At 71.3% G+C, this 15,545-nt stretch carries 16 protein-coding genes; 10 read left to right on the forward strand and 6 right to left on the reverse strand.

Features of this window, described 5'->3' with window-relative positions; all coding sequences use genetic code 11:
- The 3 genes from ACIPSE_RS40855 to ACIPSE_RS40865 all read left to right on the forward strand — a co-directional run.
- Window positions 1-864: methylmalonyl-CoA mutase family protein (locus tag ACIPSE_RS40855; RefSeq protein ID WP_401673600.1), on the forward strand; the 864-nt coding region annotated here is incomplete at its 5' end.
- On the forward strand, window positions 861-1,856 hold the full coding sequence (gene meaB / locus ACIPSE_RS40860; RefSeq protein ID WP_401673603.1) for a methylmalonyl Co-A mutase-associated GTPase MeaB: 996 nt from the start codon (window positions 861-863) through the stop codon (window positions 1,854-1,856). The genes ACIPSE_RS40855 and meaB, both read left to right, overlap by 4 nt.
- 73 nt (window positions 1,857-1,929) lie before the next feature.
- Complete coding sequence (locus tag ACIPSE_RS40865; protein ID WP_401673606.1) at window positions 1,930-2,133, forward strand: hypothetical protein; 204 nt, start codon at window positions 1,930-1,932, stop codon at window positions 2,131-2,133.
- A gap of 66 nt (window positions 2,134-2,199) precedes the next feature.
- On the opposite strand, the gene ACIPSE_RS40870 is transcribed toward ACIPSE_RS40865, so the two are convergent.
- Window positions 2,200-2,859 carry a GntR family transcriptional regulator gene (locus ACIPSE_RS40870; protein ID WP_401673608.1) on the reverse strand — a complete coding sequence of 220 codons (660 nt, stop codon included), beginning with the start codon at window positions 2,857-2,859 and terminating at the stop codon, window positions 2,200-2,202.
- A gap of 89 nt (window positions 2,860-2,948) precedes the next feature.
- Here ACIPSE_RS40870 and ACIPSE_RS40875 point away from each other — a divergent pair, with 89 nt between their 5' ends.
- The 5 genes from ACIPSE_RS40875 to purU are packed head-to-tail and all read left to right on the forward strand — an operon-like array spanning window position 2,949 to window position 8,812.
- Window positions 2,949-4,184, forward strand: coding sequence for a sarcosine oxidase subunit beta family protein (locus ACIPSE_RS40875; protein WP_401673611.1), 1,236 nt, complete (start codon window positions 2,949-2,951; stop codon window positions 4,182-4,184).
- 33 nt (window positions 4,185-4,217) lie between these two features.
- Window positions 4,218-4,502: a sarcosine oxidase subunit delta gene (locus tag ACIPSE_RS40880; protein WP_401673613.1), complete on the forward strand. Its 285-nt coding sequence runs from the start codon at window positions 4,218-4,220 to the stop codon at window positions 4,500-4,502.
- Window positions 4,499-7,378, forward strand: coding sequence for a 2Fe-2S iron-sulfur cluster-binding protein (locus ACIPSE_RS40885; RefSeq protein ID WP_401673616.1), 2,880 nt, complete (start codon window positions 4,499-4,501; stop codon window positions 7,376-7,378). The genes ACIPSE_RS40880 and ACIPSE_RS40885 overlap by 4 nt, the downstream gene beginning before the upstream one ends.
- A complete protein-coding gene (locus tag ACIPSE_RS40890) occupies window positions 7,368-7,964 on the forward strand; it encodes a sarcosine oxidase subunit gamma (protein ID WP_401673618.1) in 597 nt (198 codons plus the stop codon). Before ACIPSE_RS40885 ends, ACIPSE_RS40890 begins: the two co-directional genes overlap by 11 nt.
- Window positions 7,961-8,812, forward strand: coding sequence for a formyltetrahydrofolate deformylase (purU, locus tag ACIPSE_RS40895; RefSeq protein ID WP_401673620.1), 852 nt, complete (start codon window positions 7,961-7,963; stop codon window positions 8,810-8,812). Before ACIPSE_RS40890 ends, purU begins: the two co-directional genes overlap by 4 nt.
- Window positions 8,813-8,866: 54 nt before the next feature.
- Here purU and ACIPSE_RS40900 read toward each other — a convergent pair whose 3' ends face one another.
- The 4 genes from ACIPSE_RS40900 to ACIPSE_RS40915 all read right to left on the reverse strand — a co-directional run bounded on the left by ACIPSE_RS40900 (window position 8,867) and on the right by ACIPSE_RS40915 (window position 12,941).
- Entirely contained in the window at window positions 8,867-9,145 is a 279-nt protein-coding gene (locus ACIPSE_RS40900; protein ID WP_401673623.1) for a toxin, read from the reverse strand.
- Window positions 9,142-9,336: a hypothetical protein gene (locus ACIPSE_RS40905; RefSeq protein WP_401673624.1), complete on the reverse strand. Its 195-nt coding sequence runs from the start codon at window positions 9,334-9,336 to the stop codon at window positions 9,142-9,144. The genes ACIPSE_RS40900 and ACIPSE_RS40905 overlap by 4 nt, the downstream gene beginning before the upstream one ends.
- A gap of 76 nt (window positions 9,337-9,412) precedes the next feature.
- Entirely contained in the window at window positions 9,413-10,741 is a 1,329-nt protein-coding gene (locus ACIPSE_RS40910) for a class I SAM-dependent RNA methyltransferase (RefSeq protein ID WP_401673626.1), read from the reverse strand.
- Between the two features lie 157 nt (window positions 10,742-10,898).
- The gene (locus tag ACIPSE_RS40915; RefSeq protein WP_401673629.1) at window positions 10,899-12,941 is read right to left on the reverse strand and encodes an APC family permease; all 2,043 of its coding nucleotides are present in this window, start codon (window positions 12,939-12,941) and stop codon (window positions 10,899-10,901) included.
- A gap of 404 nt (window positions 12,942-13,345) precedes the next feature.
- Here ACIPSE_RS40915 and ACIPSE_RS40920 point away from each other — a divergent pair, with 404 nt between their 5' ends.
- Together ACIPSE_RS40920 and ACIPSE_RS40925 are read left to right on the forward strand one after the other, a co-directional pair.
- Window positions 13,346-14,017, forward strand: a complete 672-nt coding sequence (locus ACIPSE_RS40920; RefSeq protein ID WP_401673631.1) for a potassium channel family protein — start codon at window positions 13,346-13,348, stop codon at window positions 14,015-14,017.
- Window positions 14,017-14,691, forward strand: a complete 675-nt coding sequence (locus ACIPSE_RS40925) for a potassium channel family protein (protein ID WP_401673633.1) — start codon at window positions 14,017-14,019, stop codon at window positions 14,689-14,691. Before ACIPSE_RS40920 ends, ACIPSE_RS40925 begins: the two co-directional genes overlap by 1 nt.
- 73 nt (window positions 14,692-14,764) lie before the next feature.
- Here ACIPSE_RS40925 and ACIPSE_RS40930 read toward each other — a convergent pair whose 3' ends face one another.
- The gene (locus ACIPSE_RS40930) at window positions 14,765-15,544 is read right to left on the reverse strand and encodes a DUF3159 domain-containing protein (RefSeq protein WP_401673636.1); all 780 of its coding nucleotides are present in this window, start codon (window positions 15,542-15,544) and stop codon (window positions 14,765-14,767) included.
- Window position 15,545 lies beyond the last annotated feature (1 nt).

A 15,545-nucleotide genomic window follows, 5' to 3' on the forward strand; every position in this document is an offset into this window, starting at 1 on the left:
GACGCCGGTATCCCCAAACTGCGGGTGGAGGAGGCCGCCGCCCGCACCCAGGCCCGGATCGACTCCGGCCGCCAGCCCGTCATCGGCGTCAACAAGTACCGCGTCGAGAACGACGAGGCCATCGAGGTCCTCAAGGTCGACAACTCCTCGGTGCGCGCCCAGCAGATCGAGAAGCTGCGCCGGCTGCGCGCCGAACGCGACGAGGGCGCCTGCCAGGACGCCCTGGACGCGCTGACCCGGGCCGCCGGCGGCGAGGGCAACCTGCTGGAGCTGGCCGTGCGCGCGGCGCGCGCGAAGGCGACCGTGGGAGAGATCTCCTACGCGCTGGAGAAGGTGTACGGGCGGCACGCGAGCCAGATCCGTACGATCTCCGGCGTGTACCGCAACGAAGCAGGCGAGTCCCCCACCGTCGACCGCACCCGGGCGGTGGTGGAGGCGTTCGCGGAGGCGGAGGGGCGTCGGCCGAGGATCCTGGTGGCGAAGATGGGCCAGGACGGGCACGACCGCGGCCAGAAGGTCATCGCGACCGCCTTCGCCGACCTCGGTTTCGACGTCGACGTCGGCCCCCTGTTCCAGACCCCCGCCGAGGTCGCCCGCCAGGCCGTCGAGGCCGACGTCCACATCGTCGGGGTGTCCTCACTGGCCGCCGGACATCTGTCCCTGGTGCCCGCACTGCGCGAGGAACTCGCCGCCGAGGGCCGCGAGGACATCATGATCGTCGTCGGCGGGGTCATCCCGCCCCAGGACGTCCCCACCCTCCTGGAGATGGGCGCCGCCGCCGTCTTCCCGCCCGGCACCGTCATCCCCGACGCCGCCCACGACCTGCTCACCCGGCTCGCGGCCGACCTCGGGCACGACCTGTGACCGATGTCGACGCCTATGTGAAGGGTGTCCTCGACGGCAAGCGGGCGATCATCGCCCGCGCCATCACCCTGGTGGAATCCACCCGCCCCCAGCACCGGATCCTGGCCCAGGACCTGCTCACCCGCCTGCTCCCGCACAGCGGCCGGGCCCGCAGGATCGGGATCAGCGGGGTCCCCGGCGTCGGCAAGTCCACCTTCATCGACGCCTTCGGCACCCTGCTCACCGGCCGCGGCCACCGGGTCGCCGTCCTCGCCGTCGACCCCTCCTCCACCCGCACCGGCGGCTCCATCCTCGGCGACAAGACCCGCATGGAACGCCTCGCCGTCGACCCCAACGCCTACATCCGCCCCTCCCCCTCCGCCGGCACCCTGGGCGGCGTCACCAAAGCCACCCGCGAGTCGATGATCGTCATGGAAGCCGCCGGACACGACGTGATCCTCGTCGAGACCGTCGGCGTGGGACAGTCCGAGACCGCCGTCGCCGGCATGGTCGACACCTTCCTCTTCCTCACCCTCGCCCGCACCGGCGACCAGCTCCAGGGCATCAAGAAAGGCATCCTCGAACTCGCCGACGTCATCGCCGTCAACAAAGCCGACGGCCCCCACGAACGCGACGCCCGTTCCACCGCACGGGAGTTGGCGGGCGCCATCCGCCTGATGCACGGCAAGGACCCCTTCTGGCTGCCGCCCGTGCTCAGTTGCAGCGCCCGCGAGGCCACCGGACTCGACACCGTCTGGGACCGCCTCGAACAACACCGCACCCTCCTCGACACCACCGGACGCCTCCAAGCCAGACGCCGCGACCAACAAGTCGACTGGACCTGGACCATGGTCCACGACACACTCCTCACCCGCCTCCACGCCGACCCCGAGGTACGCGCCCTCACCCCTGGCCTCGAACAGCAGGTCAGAGCAGGCGAGTTGACGGCCACCCTCGCGGCAGAACGCATCCTGAATGCCTTCGGCGGCCAGGGGCACGGCGGGTCGCGCTGACGGGACGGCGGGAGTGCCGTACGCGTTGAGTGGACGCGGTCGGTCGCGCGTATCTATCGGCATGGTCCAGGACTTGGGTACCCGAGCACTGCCGCTGCCCCGCCGCGTCCCGCGGAAGCCCGAGGGCCACACGCTCTTCGACGCGGTCGAGACGGACATCGCGCCCGGGGGCGGCCCGTGGGCGGTGAACGACTGTCCGACGCAGGTCGACGTCGACCACGCGGTGTACGACGCAAGGGAGTCGGCCATCCGCAGACGGCTGAACATGCTGGACTGACCTGTCCGCCGTCGGTCGGGGGGTGCGGCTCAGACGACCGTCCGGGCGCCGGTCGGGGGGTGCGGCTCAGATGACCCCGCGGATGGCCGCCTCGAATCCCTCCACGTGCGCGGCGGCGAGCGCCTCGGCCTTCTCCGCGTCGGCGTCGATGACGGCGCGCAGCAGCGGCCCGTGCTCGTGCACATGGCCCGCGAGGCCGGGCAGCCGGTCGAGGAACAGGCACCAGATGCGGGTGGCCAGGTTGTCGTACCTGATCAGGGTGTCTTCGAGGTAGGGGTTGCGGGTCGCCGCGTAGAGGGCGCGGTGGACGGCCATGTCGAGGCGGATGAGGTCCGTCGTCCCGCTGTCGGAGACGTCCGCGAGGCGGGCCAGCAGCCGGTCCAGGGCGGCCCGGTCGTCCTTGCCGGCGCGCTGGGCGGCGATCCGTGCGGCGAGCGGCTCCAGTTCCTTGCGGACCTCCGAGATGTGCCCGAGGTCGGCGATCTGGACCTCGGTGGCGAAGGTGCCGCGCCGGGGGTAGGAGACGATGAGCCGCTCGTGCTCCAGCCGCTTGAGGGCCTCGCGGACCGGCGTGCGGCCGAAGCCGAGTTCGGCGGCGATCCGCTCGTCGTTGAGGGGCTCGCCGGGGCGGATCCGGAGGGTCACGAGGCGGTCCGAGACGGCGCGATAGGCCTGGTCGGCCAGTGTCCCACCGCTCTGACCAGTGTCGACGGGCGACGCGGTCACTCCATGTCCTCCCTTGACGCGAGCCGATCGGGGCTCTTAGCGTAGCGCAGCAGCAGGTTGATATATCAGTCGGCTTCCAGGGAGTTCCGATGACCGCCCCCACCCCCGATCCCGACGTCCTCCCCGACCACCCCGACTTCCTGTGGCGCAATCCCGCGCCGAAACGGTCGTACGACGTGGTGATCGTCGGCGGTGGCGGGCACGGTCTGGCCACCGCCTACTACCTGGCCAGGAACCACGGGATCACGAACATCGCCGTCCTGGAGAAGGGCTGGCTCGCGGGCGGCAACATGGCCCGCAACACCACGATCATCCGGTCCAACTACCTCTGGGACGAGAGCTCCGGGATCTACGAGCACTCCCTCAAGCTGTGGGAGACCCTCGAAGAGGACCTCGACTACCCGATCCTGTTCAGCCAGCGCGGGGTGCTCAACCTCGCCCACAGCCTCCAGGACGTCCGCGACAGCAAGCGCCGTGTCTACGCCAACCAGCTCAACGGCATCGACGCGGAGTGGCTGGAGCCGGACGAGGTCGCCAAGGTCTGCCCCATCGTCAACGTCTCGCCGGACGTGCGGTATCCGGTGCTCGGCGCCACCTACCAGCCGCGCGCGGGCATCGCCAAGCACGACTACGTGGCCTGGGGCTTCGCCCGCAGGGCGGACGCGTACGGCATCGACCTCATCCAGGACTGCGAGGTCACCGGGCTGGACGTGGAGCACGGGCGGGTGACGGGCGTGCGCACCACCCGCGGCCGGATCGCCGCCGGGAAGGTCGCCCTCGCGGCGGCCGGGCACTCCTCCGTGCTGGCCGCCATGGCCGGACTGCGGCTGCCGCTCCAGAGCCACCCTCTCCAGGCCCTGGTGTCCGAGCTGCTGGAGCCCGTGCACCCGACCGTGGTGATGTCGAACGCCGTCCATGTCTACGTGTCGCAGGCGCACAAGGGCGAGTTGGTGATGGGCGCGGGCATCGACAGCTACAACGGCTACGGCCAGCGCGGGTCGTTCCACATCCTGGAGCGGCAGATGGCCGCCGCGCTGGAGCTGTTCCCCGTCTTCGCCCGCGCCCACGTGCTGCGCACCTGGGCCGGCATCGTCGACACCACGCCGGACGCCTCCCCCGTCGTCGGCCTGACCCCGGTGGAGAACCTGTACCTCAACTGCGGCTGGGGAACGGGCGGTTTCAAGGCCACCCCGGGTGTCGGCTGGTGCTTCGCGCACACCGTCGCCACCGGTGAACCCCACCCGTACAACGCGCCGTTCACCCTGGACCGCTTCACCAGCGGCGCCCTCGTCGACGAGCACGGCGCCGCCGCCGTCGCGCACTGACCCCCCTCACCGACCCCCCTCTGGGAGCCCCGGATGCAACTCATCACCTGTCCCTGGTGCGGTGAGCGCGAGGAGATCGAGTTCCACTACGGCGGTCAGGCGCACGTCGCCCACCCCGCCGACCCGTACGCGCTCGACGACGAGCAGTGGGCCCGGTACGTCTTCTTCCGCGACAACCCCGAGGGTCCCTTCGCCGAGCGCTGGGTGCACTCGGCGGGCTGCCGCCGCTGGTTCGACGCGCTGCGCGACACCGCCACCCACGAGTTCCTCGGCACCCCCGACGCCGGTGCCGACCGCCCCCAGGAGGCCGGCCGATGACCGCCCCGTCCCGCGCCGCCGGTCACGGTCACGTCGACCGCGCGTCCACCCTGACCTTCACCTTCGACGGCGCCACACTCACCGGCCACCCCGGCGACACCCTCGCCTCCGCGCTGCTGGCGAACGGGGTGCACCACGTGGCCGACAGCGCCCAGCACGGCCGCCCGCGCGGCATCCTGTCCGCCGGCGCCGAGGAACCCAACGCCCTCGTCCAGATCGAGGCGCCTTTCCCGGAGCCCATGCTCACGGCCACCACCGTCGAGCTGTACGACGGTCTCGTCGCCCGGGGCCTGTCCGGCCGGGGCAGGCTGGGCACCGAGCCCGACACCGCCCGCTACGACACCGTGCACGCCCACTGCGACGTCCTCGTCGTGGGCGCGGGCCCGGCGGGCCTGGCCGCCGCCCTGACCGCGGGCCGGAACGGCGCCCGGGTCGTCCTCGTCGACGAACTCCCGCGCGCGGGCGGCTCGTTGCTCGGCACGGGGGAACTCCTCGACGGCCGCCCGGCGACCGAGTGGGTCGACGCGACGGTGGCGGAGCTCGACGCCCTGCCCGACGTACGGATCCTCCGGCGCACCACCGCCTTCGGCCACTACGACGACGGGCTCGTCCTGGCCCTGGAGAAGCGCACCGACCATCTCGGCGCCGCCGCTCCCGCCCATGTCTCCCGGCAGCGGATCTGGCGGGTGCGCGCCCGGCAGGTCGTGTACGCGACCGGCGCGTACGAGCGTCCCGTCGCCTTCGACGACAACGACCGCCCCGGGATCATGCTGGCCGGATCGGCCCGCGCCTACCTCAACCGCTTCGGCGTCCTGCCCGGCCGGCGCGCGGTCGTGTTCACCACGAACGACAGCGCCTACCCGGCCGCGCTCGAACTGGCCGACGCGGGCGTGGAGATCGCCGCGGTGGCCGACGTCCGCGAGGAGGTGCCGGAGCACTGGCGGGCCGCCTGCGCCGAGCGCGGCATCGCCCTGCGCGCGGGCCATGTCGTCACCGGGACCAGCGGCATCGGCCATGTCACCCGCGCCCATGTCGCGTCCTTCGGCGGCGGGCTGCTCGGCGAACGGCACGGCGTGGACTGCGATCTGCTGCTCGTCTCCGGCGGCTGGAACCCGGCGGTGGCCCTGTTCAGCCAGGCCCGCGGCACCCTGCGCTACGCCCCCGCGATCGGCGCGTTCGTCCCGGCGGGCGCGCTGCGCACGGTGCGGACGGCGGGTGCGGTGAGCGGCGAGTTCACCCTCGCCGGGTGTCTCGCCGGGGGTGTGGAGGCGGCCCGGCAGGCGTTGTCCGAGCTCGGCGGGACGGGCCCGGGGGCGGGTGAGGTCACCCTGCCGACGCCGCCGACTCCGTCCCCCCTCCCGGACGGGGCGCCGACCCGGGTGCTGTGGCGGGTACCGAGCCCCCAGGAGGACCAGGACGGCACCGTCCAGTTCGTCGACCTCCAGCGGGACGCGACCGTCTCCGACGTGCTGCGGGCGACCGGGGCGGGCCTGCGCTCGGTGGAGCACGTCAAGCGGTACACGACGATCGGCACCGCCCACGACCAGGGCCGCACCTCGGGCGTGATGACCTCCGGCATCGTCGCGGAGGCGCTCGGCGTGGACATCGCCGACCTGGGCACCATGCGGCTGCGCCCGCCCGCCGTACCGGTGTCCTTCGCCGCCCTCGCGGGCCGCAACCGAGGTGCCCTGTTCGACCCGGTGAGGGTGACCGCGCTGCACCCCTGGCATGTGGAACAGGGCGCCCGGTTCGAGAACGTGGGCCAGTGGAAGCGGCCCTGGTACTACCCGAGGCCGGGCGAGACGATGGAGGAGTCCGTGCTGCGCGAATGCCGGGCGGCCCGTACCGGCGTCGCGATGATGGACGGCTCCACGCTCGGCAAGATCGATGTGCGGGGCCCGGACGCCGGGGTGCTCCTGGACCGGCTCTACACGAACCTGATGAGCACGCTGAAGGTCGGCCGGGTCCGCTACGGTGTGATGTGCGGCGTGGACGGCATGGCCCTCGACGACGGCACCGTGATCCGGGTGGCCGAGCAGGAGTACCTGCTCACCACGACCACCGGCAACGCGGCCAAGGTCTTCGAGTGGATGGAGGAGTGGCTCCAGACGGAGTGGCCCGACCTGCGCGTCCATCTCACCTCCGTCACCGAGCACTGGGTGACGATCCCCCTGGTCGGCCCGCGCTCCCGGGACGTACTGGCCCTGGTGGCACCGGAGTCGGACGTCGACAACGACGCCTTCCCCTTCATGTCGTGGCAGGACGCGACCGTCGCCGGGGTGGCGGCCCGTGTGTGCCGGATCAGCTTCTCCGGTGAACTCGCCTACGAGATCAACGTGCCCGCCTGGTACGGCATCACCGTGTGGAAGGCCCTGTACGAGGCGGGCCGGCCCTTCGGCCTGACGCCGTACGGCACCGAGACCATGCACGTGCTGCGCGCCGAGAAGGCGTATCCGATCATCGGGCAGGACACGGACGGCACCGTCACCCCGCAGGACCTGGGCATGGCGTGGGTGGTGTCGAAGAAGAAGCCGGACTTCGTGGGCAAGCGGTCCTTCGCCCGGAGCGAGAACCGACGGGAGGACCGCAAACAGCTGGTGGGACTCCTGCCCGTCGACGAGGGGTTCCTGCTCCCCGAGGGCGCACAGCTCATCGCCACGCCCGACGTCCCCGCCCCACCGGTCCCGATGCTCGGCCATGTCACCTCCAGCTACCGCAGCGACGCCCTCGGCCGCACCTTCGCCCTGGCTCTCGTGCGCTCCGGGACACGGCGCGTCGGCGAGACGCTGTACGTGCCGCTGGACGGCCGGACGATCCCGGTGACCGTGACCGAACCCGTGCTCTTCGACAAGGAGGGAGCTCGCCGTGACGGTTGAGACGCCGACCAGGTTCAGCCCGCTGTCCGAGTGGCAGGCGGCCTTCACCGCACTGCCGACCGGCATCACCATCGAGGAAGTCCCCTACCTCACCCAGCTCACCCTGCGGATGCCCCCCGGCGGCACCGCCGCACGCGCCGTGGAGTCCGTCCTGGGGATCGCCGCCCTGCCCGGCCCGCTGCGCGCCGAACGCGCCGGTGACGTCGAGGTGTTGTGGCTGGGCCCGGACGAATGGCTCCTGGTGGCACCCGACGGCCACCGGGACGACCTGCTCCCCCGGCTCCGCTCCGCCATCGGCGACGAGTTCGCCACGGTCACGGACGTCTCCGCCCAGCGCACGGCCCTGTCCCTGGCCGGCCCCCTGGTCCGCGAGGTCCTGGCGCAGGGCTGCGCGATCGACCTGGACGCCCGGGTGACGCCCGTCGGCGCCTGCCTCACGACCCTGCTGGCCCAGGCCCCGGTCACGCTCGTGGTGCACGGCGAGGGGGCGACGGCCGTACGCCTCCTGGTCCGCGCGTCGTTCTCCGCCTACCTGGCCACGTGGCTGGTGGACGCGTGCACGGAGTACGGGGGCGGCACCACGTGACCGACTTCGTCCTGACCCTCAGCTGCCCCGGACGCCCCGGCATCCTGCACGCCGTGACGTCCTTCCTCCTCGGCCACGGCTGCGACATCACCGAGCACCAGCAGTTCGACGACACCGACCAGGGCACCGTGTTCCTGCGCACGGGCTTCACCACGGCGGCCCCGGAATCGACGGTGGACAGCCTGCGCGAGGCGTTCACGCCGGTCGCGGCGTCGTTCGCGATGGACTGGCGGCTGCGGAACACGGCGGTCCGCCCCCGGATCCTGGTGATGGTGTCGAAGTTCGACCACTGCCTGGCCGAACTGCTCTACCAGTGGCGCAGCGCCGCCCTGGACGCCGAGATCGTCCTCGTCGTCTCCAACCACCCCGACCTCCGGCCCCTGGCGACGGCGGAGGGCGTGCCCTACGTACACATCCCGGTGACCGCCGGCACCAAGCCGCAGGCGGAGTCCCGGCTCCTGTCCCTGGTGGACGAACACCGCATCGACCTCGTCGTCCTCGCCCGCTACATGCAGGTCCTCTCCGACGACCTGTGCAAGCGGCTCGAAGGCCGGGCGATCAACATCCACCACTCCTTCCTCCCGAGCTTCGCCGGCGCCAAGCCCTACCACCAGGCCCACCGGCGCGGCGTGAAACTGGTCGGCGCGACCGCCCACTACGTCACGGCCGACCTCGACGAGGGCCCGATCATCGAGCAGGAGATCATCCGCGTCGACCACCGCGCCGCCCCCACCCGCCTCGTCACCGTAGGCCGCGACGCCGAACGCCTCGCCCTGACCCGAGCGGTCAACTGGCACTGCCAGGACCGCGTACTTCTGGACGGGAACCGGACGGTGGTGTTCGACTAGCCCACGTCCGGGACTGCGGGCCGGGAGTCAGCACCTAGAGCGGAACTCCGAACGTCAGGAAACGGGGAACCAGGCCGACAGTCGCTTGGCGATGACGGGCACGTCGACATGGTCCTGCGCGACGTCCTCCACGAACGGACCGGCGACGGAGTGCAGCAGTGCCGCCGCCTTCTCGTGCAGGGTGGGATACAGCTCGGCCCCGAACACATGGGTCCGGGGCCGTTCGACGGCTGACACGAGCAGCCCCATGTCACGCACGCTGTGCTCGGTGCCGTTGACCGCGCGGGCGATGGCCAGGATCTCGTCGATCTGGACACAGCGGACGTCGGTCACTTCAGGTGGTCCAGGATCTCCGCGTCACTGTCCATGAACTCCGCCAAGACGTCGTCGACCTTCAGCTCGGCCCGGTCCTGGGCGTCACGGATGGCCTCGATGGCGAGCTCCTGCTTGCTGCGACCCTCCCGACGAGCGCGCTCGGTGAGCTTCACGTCGAGGTCGTCGGGGAGTCGAGGTGTCATGGCCATACAGCGATGATGCCTGACTGGTATCTGTCGGGCGAGGGGATACCCGCCCCGACTGCCCGAGGCACGAAGCCGCAGCTCAGCTCCCCTTCCCCACCGGCTCCAGCACCGCCACGCACTCCACATGATGCGTCATCGGGAACAGATCGAACACCCGCAGCATCCGCACCCGGTACCCCCCGTCCCGGAAGTACCCGAGGTCCCGAGCCAGCGCGGCCGGATCGCAGGCCACGTAGGCGATCCGCCGCGCGCCCAGGCCCGCGAGGTGCTGGACCGTCTTGCGGCCGGCGCCCGCGCGGGGCGGGTCGAGGACGATGAGGTCGACCTCGGTGATCCCCGTGCGCGGGAGCACCGTCTCGACCTTGCCCTGTTCGATGCGGACCCGGTCGAAGGAGGCGAGGTTGTGCCGGGCGTCCTCGACGGCCCGCTTGCCGGACTCGATGCCGAGCACCGCGCCCTTCTCGCCGAGCCGGTCGGCGAGGGCGCCCGCGAAGAGGCCCACCCCGCAGTACAGGTCGAGCGCCATCTCGCCCTTGCGCGGCAGCAGGCCCTGCATGACCGCCTTGACGAGGGTGTCGGCGGCCATCGGGTGGACCTGCCAGAAGCCGCCGCTGCCCACCCGGTGGGTCCGGCCGTCCGCGCGCTCCCGCACGAAGCCGCGGCCGTGGACGCGGTGGATGCCGCCGTCGTTCTCGTCGACACGCATCACGGAGACGGGCCTGTCGAGTTCGACGAGCGGGAGGCGGGCGCCCGGCCGGGGTTCCAGGATGACCATGCGGTCCTGCGAGCCCGTCGCCGCGATGGCCTCCACGGACGCCATCCCGGCCCAGTCGCGGTCCTCGACGCCCAGTTCGCTGACACCCGGCGCGGCGATCATGCAGTGGTCGATCGGCTCGACCTCGTGGGAGCGGTGGCGGCGCAGACCGGCGTTGCCGTCGGCGTCGACCGCGTACTGCACGCGCGTGCGCCACTGCGGGACCTGGCCGGGGGGCAGCTTGTCGCCCTCGGCCGGCATGACCGTGCCGTCCCAGCCGGCCTCCTCGGGCGTGAGCCCGGCGAGCCGCTGCAACTGCTCGGCGACGACCTCGCCCTTGAGCCGCCGCTGGGCCCCCGGCTTGGCGTGCTGCCAGTCGCAGCCGCCGCAGCGGCCGGGCCCGGCGAAGGGACAGGGCGCCTCCACCCGGTCCTTGGACGCGTCGAGGATCTCCACGGCGTCCGCGCGCAGGAACCGGGCCCCCTCCTCACCGTCCGTGACCCGCGCGACGACCCGCTCGCCGGGCAGCGCGTGCCGGACGAACAGGACCTGGCCGTCGACCGTGCGGGCGATGCAGTGCCCGCCATGGGCGACGGGCCCGACCTCGACCTCGAAGTCCGTCCCCACCAGCGATTTCTTCGGTTCTGCCTGCATGGCGGGATGACTCCACAACGTCAAGGGGAAAGGGGGATGGGGATGGAGAACGGACGGGAAGGCCCGGGACAAGGAACAGCAGCCCACCAGTCTACTTCGGCGGCACCGCCCGATTCGCCGCGTACTTCACCGCGTACTTCGCCGCCCGATTCGCCGCCTACTTCGCCGTCTCCTTCGTCCGGTCCTCGGCCGGTCCACGCCGCACCGCGCCCGGCGCGCTCCAGTCCTGCCGCTTGCGGGCCCGGTTGCGGGCCGCCTCGGAGGACTCCAGCTGGTACGGCACCGAGGTGACCATGACACCCGGTGTGAACAGCAGCCGTCCCTTGAGCCGCAGCGCGCTCTGGTTGTGCAGCAGGTGCTCGTACCAGTGTCCGACCACGTACTCGGGGATGATCACGGAGACGACGTCCCGCGGCGACTCCTTGCGCAGCCCCTTCACGTACTCGATGACCGGCCGGGTGATCTCCCGGTACGGCGAGTCGAGCACCTTCAGCGGGACGCTGATCCCGCGCCGCTCCCACTCGTCGCGCAGCGCCTTCGTCTCCGCCGGGTCGACGTTGACGCTCAGCGCCTCCAGGGTGTCCGAGCGCAGCAGCTTGGCGTAGGCCAGGGCCCGCAGCGTCGGACGGTGGATGCGGGAGATGAGGACGACGGAGTGGACCCGGGAGGGGCGGACGCTGTCGTCGCTGGGGCCCTCGGGCGCCGCGATCTCCTCGGCGACCCGGTCGTAGTGCTTACGGATCGCGGTCATCGTCGCGTAGAAGATGCACATGCCGAGGAGGGCGACCCACGCGCCGTGCGTGAACTTCGTGACGAGGACGACGACCAGCACCAGGCCGGTGAAGAACGCGCCGAACGCGTTGATCGCGCGCGAGCGGACCATGTGGCGGCGCTTGGCCTGGTCCCGTTCCGTGGCCAGGTGGCGGTTCCAGTGCCGGACCATGCCGGTCTGGCTGAGCGTGAAGGACACGAACACGCCGACGATGTAGAGCTGGATGAGGCGGGTCGAGTCGGCGCCGTAGATCCACACCAGCAGTCCGGCGGCGCTCGCGAGGAGCACGATGCCGTTGGAGAAGGCCAGCCGGTCGCCGCGGGTGTGCAGCTGACGGGGCAGGTAGCGGTCCTGGGCGAGGATCGCGCCGAGCAGCGGGAAGCCGTTGTAGGCGGTGTTGGCCGCCAGGAACAGCACGAGTGCCGTCGCCGCCGCCAGCACGATGAACAGGAGGCTGCCCTTGCCGAAGACGGCCTCGGCGACCTGCGAGATCACCGGGTTCTGGACGTAGCCCGAACCGACCGCGGCACCGTCCTTGATCAGGTCCTCCGCCGGGTTCTCGGCCATCCGGACCTTGGTGACCATGGCGAGGGCGATGATGCCGCAGAACATGGTGACGGCCAGCAGGCCCATCATCGCGAGCGTGGTCGCCGCGTTCTTCGACTTGGGCTTGCGGAACGCCGGGACACCGTTGGAGATGGCCTCGACGCCGGTCAGCGCGGCACAGCCGGAGGAGAAGGCCCGCAGCAGCAGGAAGACCAGCGCGAATCCGGCCAGCCCCTGGTGCTCGGCCTTGATCTCGTACGACGCGGTCGGCGCCAGCATGGTGTCGTCGAGGACCAGTCCGCGGAACGCGCCCCACGCGATCATGATGAAGACGCCGGCGACGAAGACGTACGTCGGGATCGCGAACAGCGAGCCGGACTCCTTCACGCCGCGCAGGTTCATCAGGGTGAGCAGCACGATCACCGCGATGGCGCAGAGCACCTTGTGCTCCACGACGAAGGGCACCGCGGAGCCGAGGTTCTCGATGCCGGAGGCGATCGACACGGCGACGGTCAGGACGTAGTCGACGAGCAGGGCGCTGGCGACGGTCAGGCCCGCCTTGGGGCCGAGGTTGGTGTTGGCGACCTCGTAGTCGCCGCCGCCGCTCGGATACGCGTGCACGTTCTGCCGGTAGGAGGCGACCACCGTGAACATCAGCACGACGACCGCGACCGCGATCCAGGGGCTGAAGTGGTAGGCCGACACGCCCGCGATGGACAGGACCAGCAGCACCTCGCCGGGCGCGTACGCGACGGAGGAGAGCGGGTCGGAGGCGAAGACTGGGAGGGCGATGCGCTTCGGCAGGAGCGTTTCCCCGAGCCGGTCACTGCGCAGTGCGCGCCCGATCAGGATCCGTTTGGGCACGTCGGTCAGTTTGGACACAACAGAGAATCGTAGGCGTTCGAACGGGTGCCCAACCACCCTCCCCCACTCTCGACACGCGCCGGCCGCGCCACCCCCGTCCCGACGTCGGCCGTTCGTCTGCCCTACGGGTGAAATCGGCGGGCTCCCGGCACCGGCTTGCCCGGTCGCCCCGGTCCCCATGCCTATATGACAAGACACCCACCCCCGGAGGTCCCATGGAGTTCGTCGGCGCCGTCGTCACCCTGCTCGGCCTCGCGGTCCTCGCGGCCGCCAGCCTGCGCAGCATCAGCCGCCGCTGATCGCACCGGGCCCTGCACGGGGGTGCCCGGCGCGGACCGCGCGTGTGTAGCTTGGTGGCCGGTCTGAGACCCTGGTGGAGCCAAGTCAACGACTCTTGACATTCGTCATTCGGAAGGACGGTCGTGCACATCGTCATCATGGGCTGCGGGCGAGTGGGTTCCGCTCTCGCCCAGACCCTGGAGCAACAGGGGCACACGGTCGCCGTGATCGACCAGGACCCCACCGCCTTCCGTCGACTGGGCTCCGGATTCGGGGGCCGCCGGGTCACCGGGGTCGGCTTCGACCAGGACACCCTGCGTGAAGCGGGCATCGAGGAGGCCGGCGCGTTCGCCGCCGTCTCCAGCGGCGACAACTCCAACATCATCGCCGCCCGGGTGGCCCGCGAGATGTTCGGCATCGAGAACGTCGCGGCCCGGATCTACGACCCCCGGCGTGCCGAGGTCTACCAGCGCCTCGGCATCCCGACGGTGGCCACGGTCCGCTGGACCGCCGACCAGATGCTGCGCCGGCTGCTGCCCTCCGGTGCCGAGCCGCTGTGGCGCGATCCCACCGGTGGCGTCCAGCTCGCCGAGGTGCACACCTCGCCGTCCTGGGTGGGCCAGCGCATCAGCAGGCTCCAGGAGGAGACGGGCGTCAGGGTGGCGTTCCTCACCCGGCTCGGCGAGGCGATCCTGCCCACGTCGCAGACGGTGCTCCAGGAGGGCGACCTGGTGCACGTGATGATGCGCACCGACGAGGTCGACAAGGTCGAGGCGTCCTTCGCCAAGGGCCCCGAGGACGAGGGTGGTCACTGATGAGGGTCGCCATTGCCGGTGCCGGCGCGGTGGGCCGCTCGATCGCGGGCGAACTGCTGGAGAACGGCCACGAGGTCCTTCTCGTCGACAAGGCGCCGACCGCCATCTCGGTCGAGCGCGTCCCGCAGGCGGAGTGGCTGCTCGCCGACGCCTGTGAGATCACCTCCCTGGACGAGGCGGCGCTCCAGCGCTGCAACGTGGTGATCGCCGCGACCGGCGACGACAAGGTGAATCTCGTCGTCTCCCTGCTCGCGAAGACGGAGTACGGCGTTCCGCGTGTCGTCGCCCGGGTGAACAACCCGAAGAACGAGTGGCTGTTCAACGAGTCGTGGGGCGTGGACGTCGCCGTCTCGACGCCGCGCCTGATGTCCGCCCTGGTCGAGGAGGCGGTGAGCGTCGGCGACCTGGTCCGGCTGCTGCGCTTCAGCCACGGCGACGCCAACCTCGTCGAGCTGACCCTGCCCGAGGAGTCGGCCCTGGCCGGCACCCAGGTCGGCGACGTGGAGTGGCCCGAGGACACCTCCCTGGTGACGATCATCCGCGGCACCCGCGTCCTGACCCCCACCCGGGAGGACTCCCTGGAGGCCGGTGACGAGCTCCTCTTCGTGGCCGCCCAGGCCCGCGAGGAGCAGCTGGAGGACCTGCTGTCGGTGCGCCGCGAGGACGCGAGCTGACGCCGCCGGACGGTACGACGACGAGGGGCGCCCCGGATGTCCGGGGCGCCCCTCGTCGTCGTACGGGTGGGAGCTACGACTCGCGGCGGTGGCGGGCGCCCGCGGTCTCGCCGTGCTCCGCGGCGGTCTCCCCGCGTTCGGCGGCGCGGGCGGCCTTGCGCTCCTCCTCCGCCTTCTCGGCGGCCTCCATCTCGGCGAACACGTCGATGGGGGCGGGCGCCTTGGCGAGGAAGACCCAGGTCAGCCAGACGGCGAGCAGGAACGGCGGGATCTTCAGGGCGACCAGGACCCAGCCGAACTGGGTGGTGTCGGCCCACCAGTAGAGCGGGAAGAGGATCGCGCACTTGGCGAGCAGGATCAGGCCCCAGGCCCAGCTGGCCTTCGCGTACGCCTTCTTCCGGCCGGGGTTGCGGGTGCGCCAGGAGAGGTTCTCCTTGAACACCGGGCCGAGCATCAGGCCGATCAGCGGGACACCGCACAGCGTGGTGACGATGTAGGCGATGGCCAGGCCCAGCGTGTAGAGCATGCCGGGCAGGTAGAAGTCCTTGGCGTTGCCGGTCATCATCGCGAAGACGACGCCGAAGGCGACACCGAAGACACCGCTGAAGGCGTGCTTGACGGTGTCCTTCGTCACGAGCCGGACCACGACCAGGACGATCGACACCGCGAGGGCGGCGATCGCGGACATGTGGAGGTCCTTGTTGATCGTGAAGATCGTGACGAAGAGGAGGCCGGGCAGCACCGTCTCGATCATGCCCCGCAGGCCTCCGAAGGCCTCGAACAGCGCGGCCTCGGTCACCGCCCGGGCGTCCTGCTGATCGGTCTCTTCGGTCGGCTTGTCGAGCGACGTCACC

It is taken from the genome of Streptomyces sp. NPDC090106, assembly GCF_044747265.1.
In the GTDB taxonomy this organism is placed as follows: domain Bacteria; phylum Actinomycetota; class Actinomycetes; order Streptomycetales; family Streptomycetaceae; genus Streptomyces.

Excerpts from the sequence above, each read along its gene's own strand:
- ACIPSE_RS40875 (WP_401673611.1), top strand. The coding sequence starts at position 2,949 with ATGACCGCCCCCACCCCCGATCCCGACGTCCTCCCCGACCACCCCGAC.
- ACIPSE_RS40880 (WP_401673613.1), top strand. The coding sequence starts at position 4,218 with ATGCAACTCATCACCTGTCCCTGGTGCGGTGAGCGCGAGGAGATCGAG.
- ACIPSE_RS40885 (WP_401673616.1), top strand. The coding sequence starts at position 4,499 with ATGACCGCCCCGTCCCGCGCCGCCGGTCACGGTCACGTCGACCGCGCG.
- ACIPSE_RS40905 (WP_401673624.1), bottom strand. The coding sequence starts at position 9,336 with ATGGCCATGACACCTCGACTCCCCGACGACCTCGACGTGAAGCTCACC.
- ACIPSE_RS40910 (WP_401673626.1), bottom strand. The coding sequence starts at position 10,741 with ATGCAGGCAGAACCGAAGAAATCGCTGGTGGGGACGGACTTCGAGGTC.
- ACIPSE_RS40925 (WP_401673633.1), top strand. The coding sequence starts at position 14,017 with ATGAGGGTCGCCATTGCCGGTGCCGGCGCGGTGGGCCGCTCGATCGCG.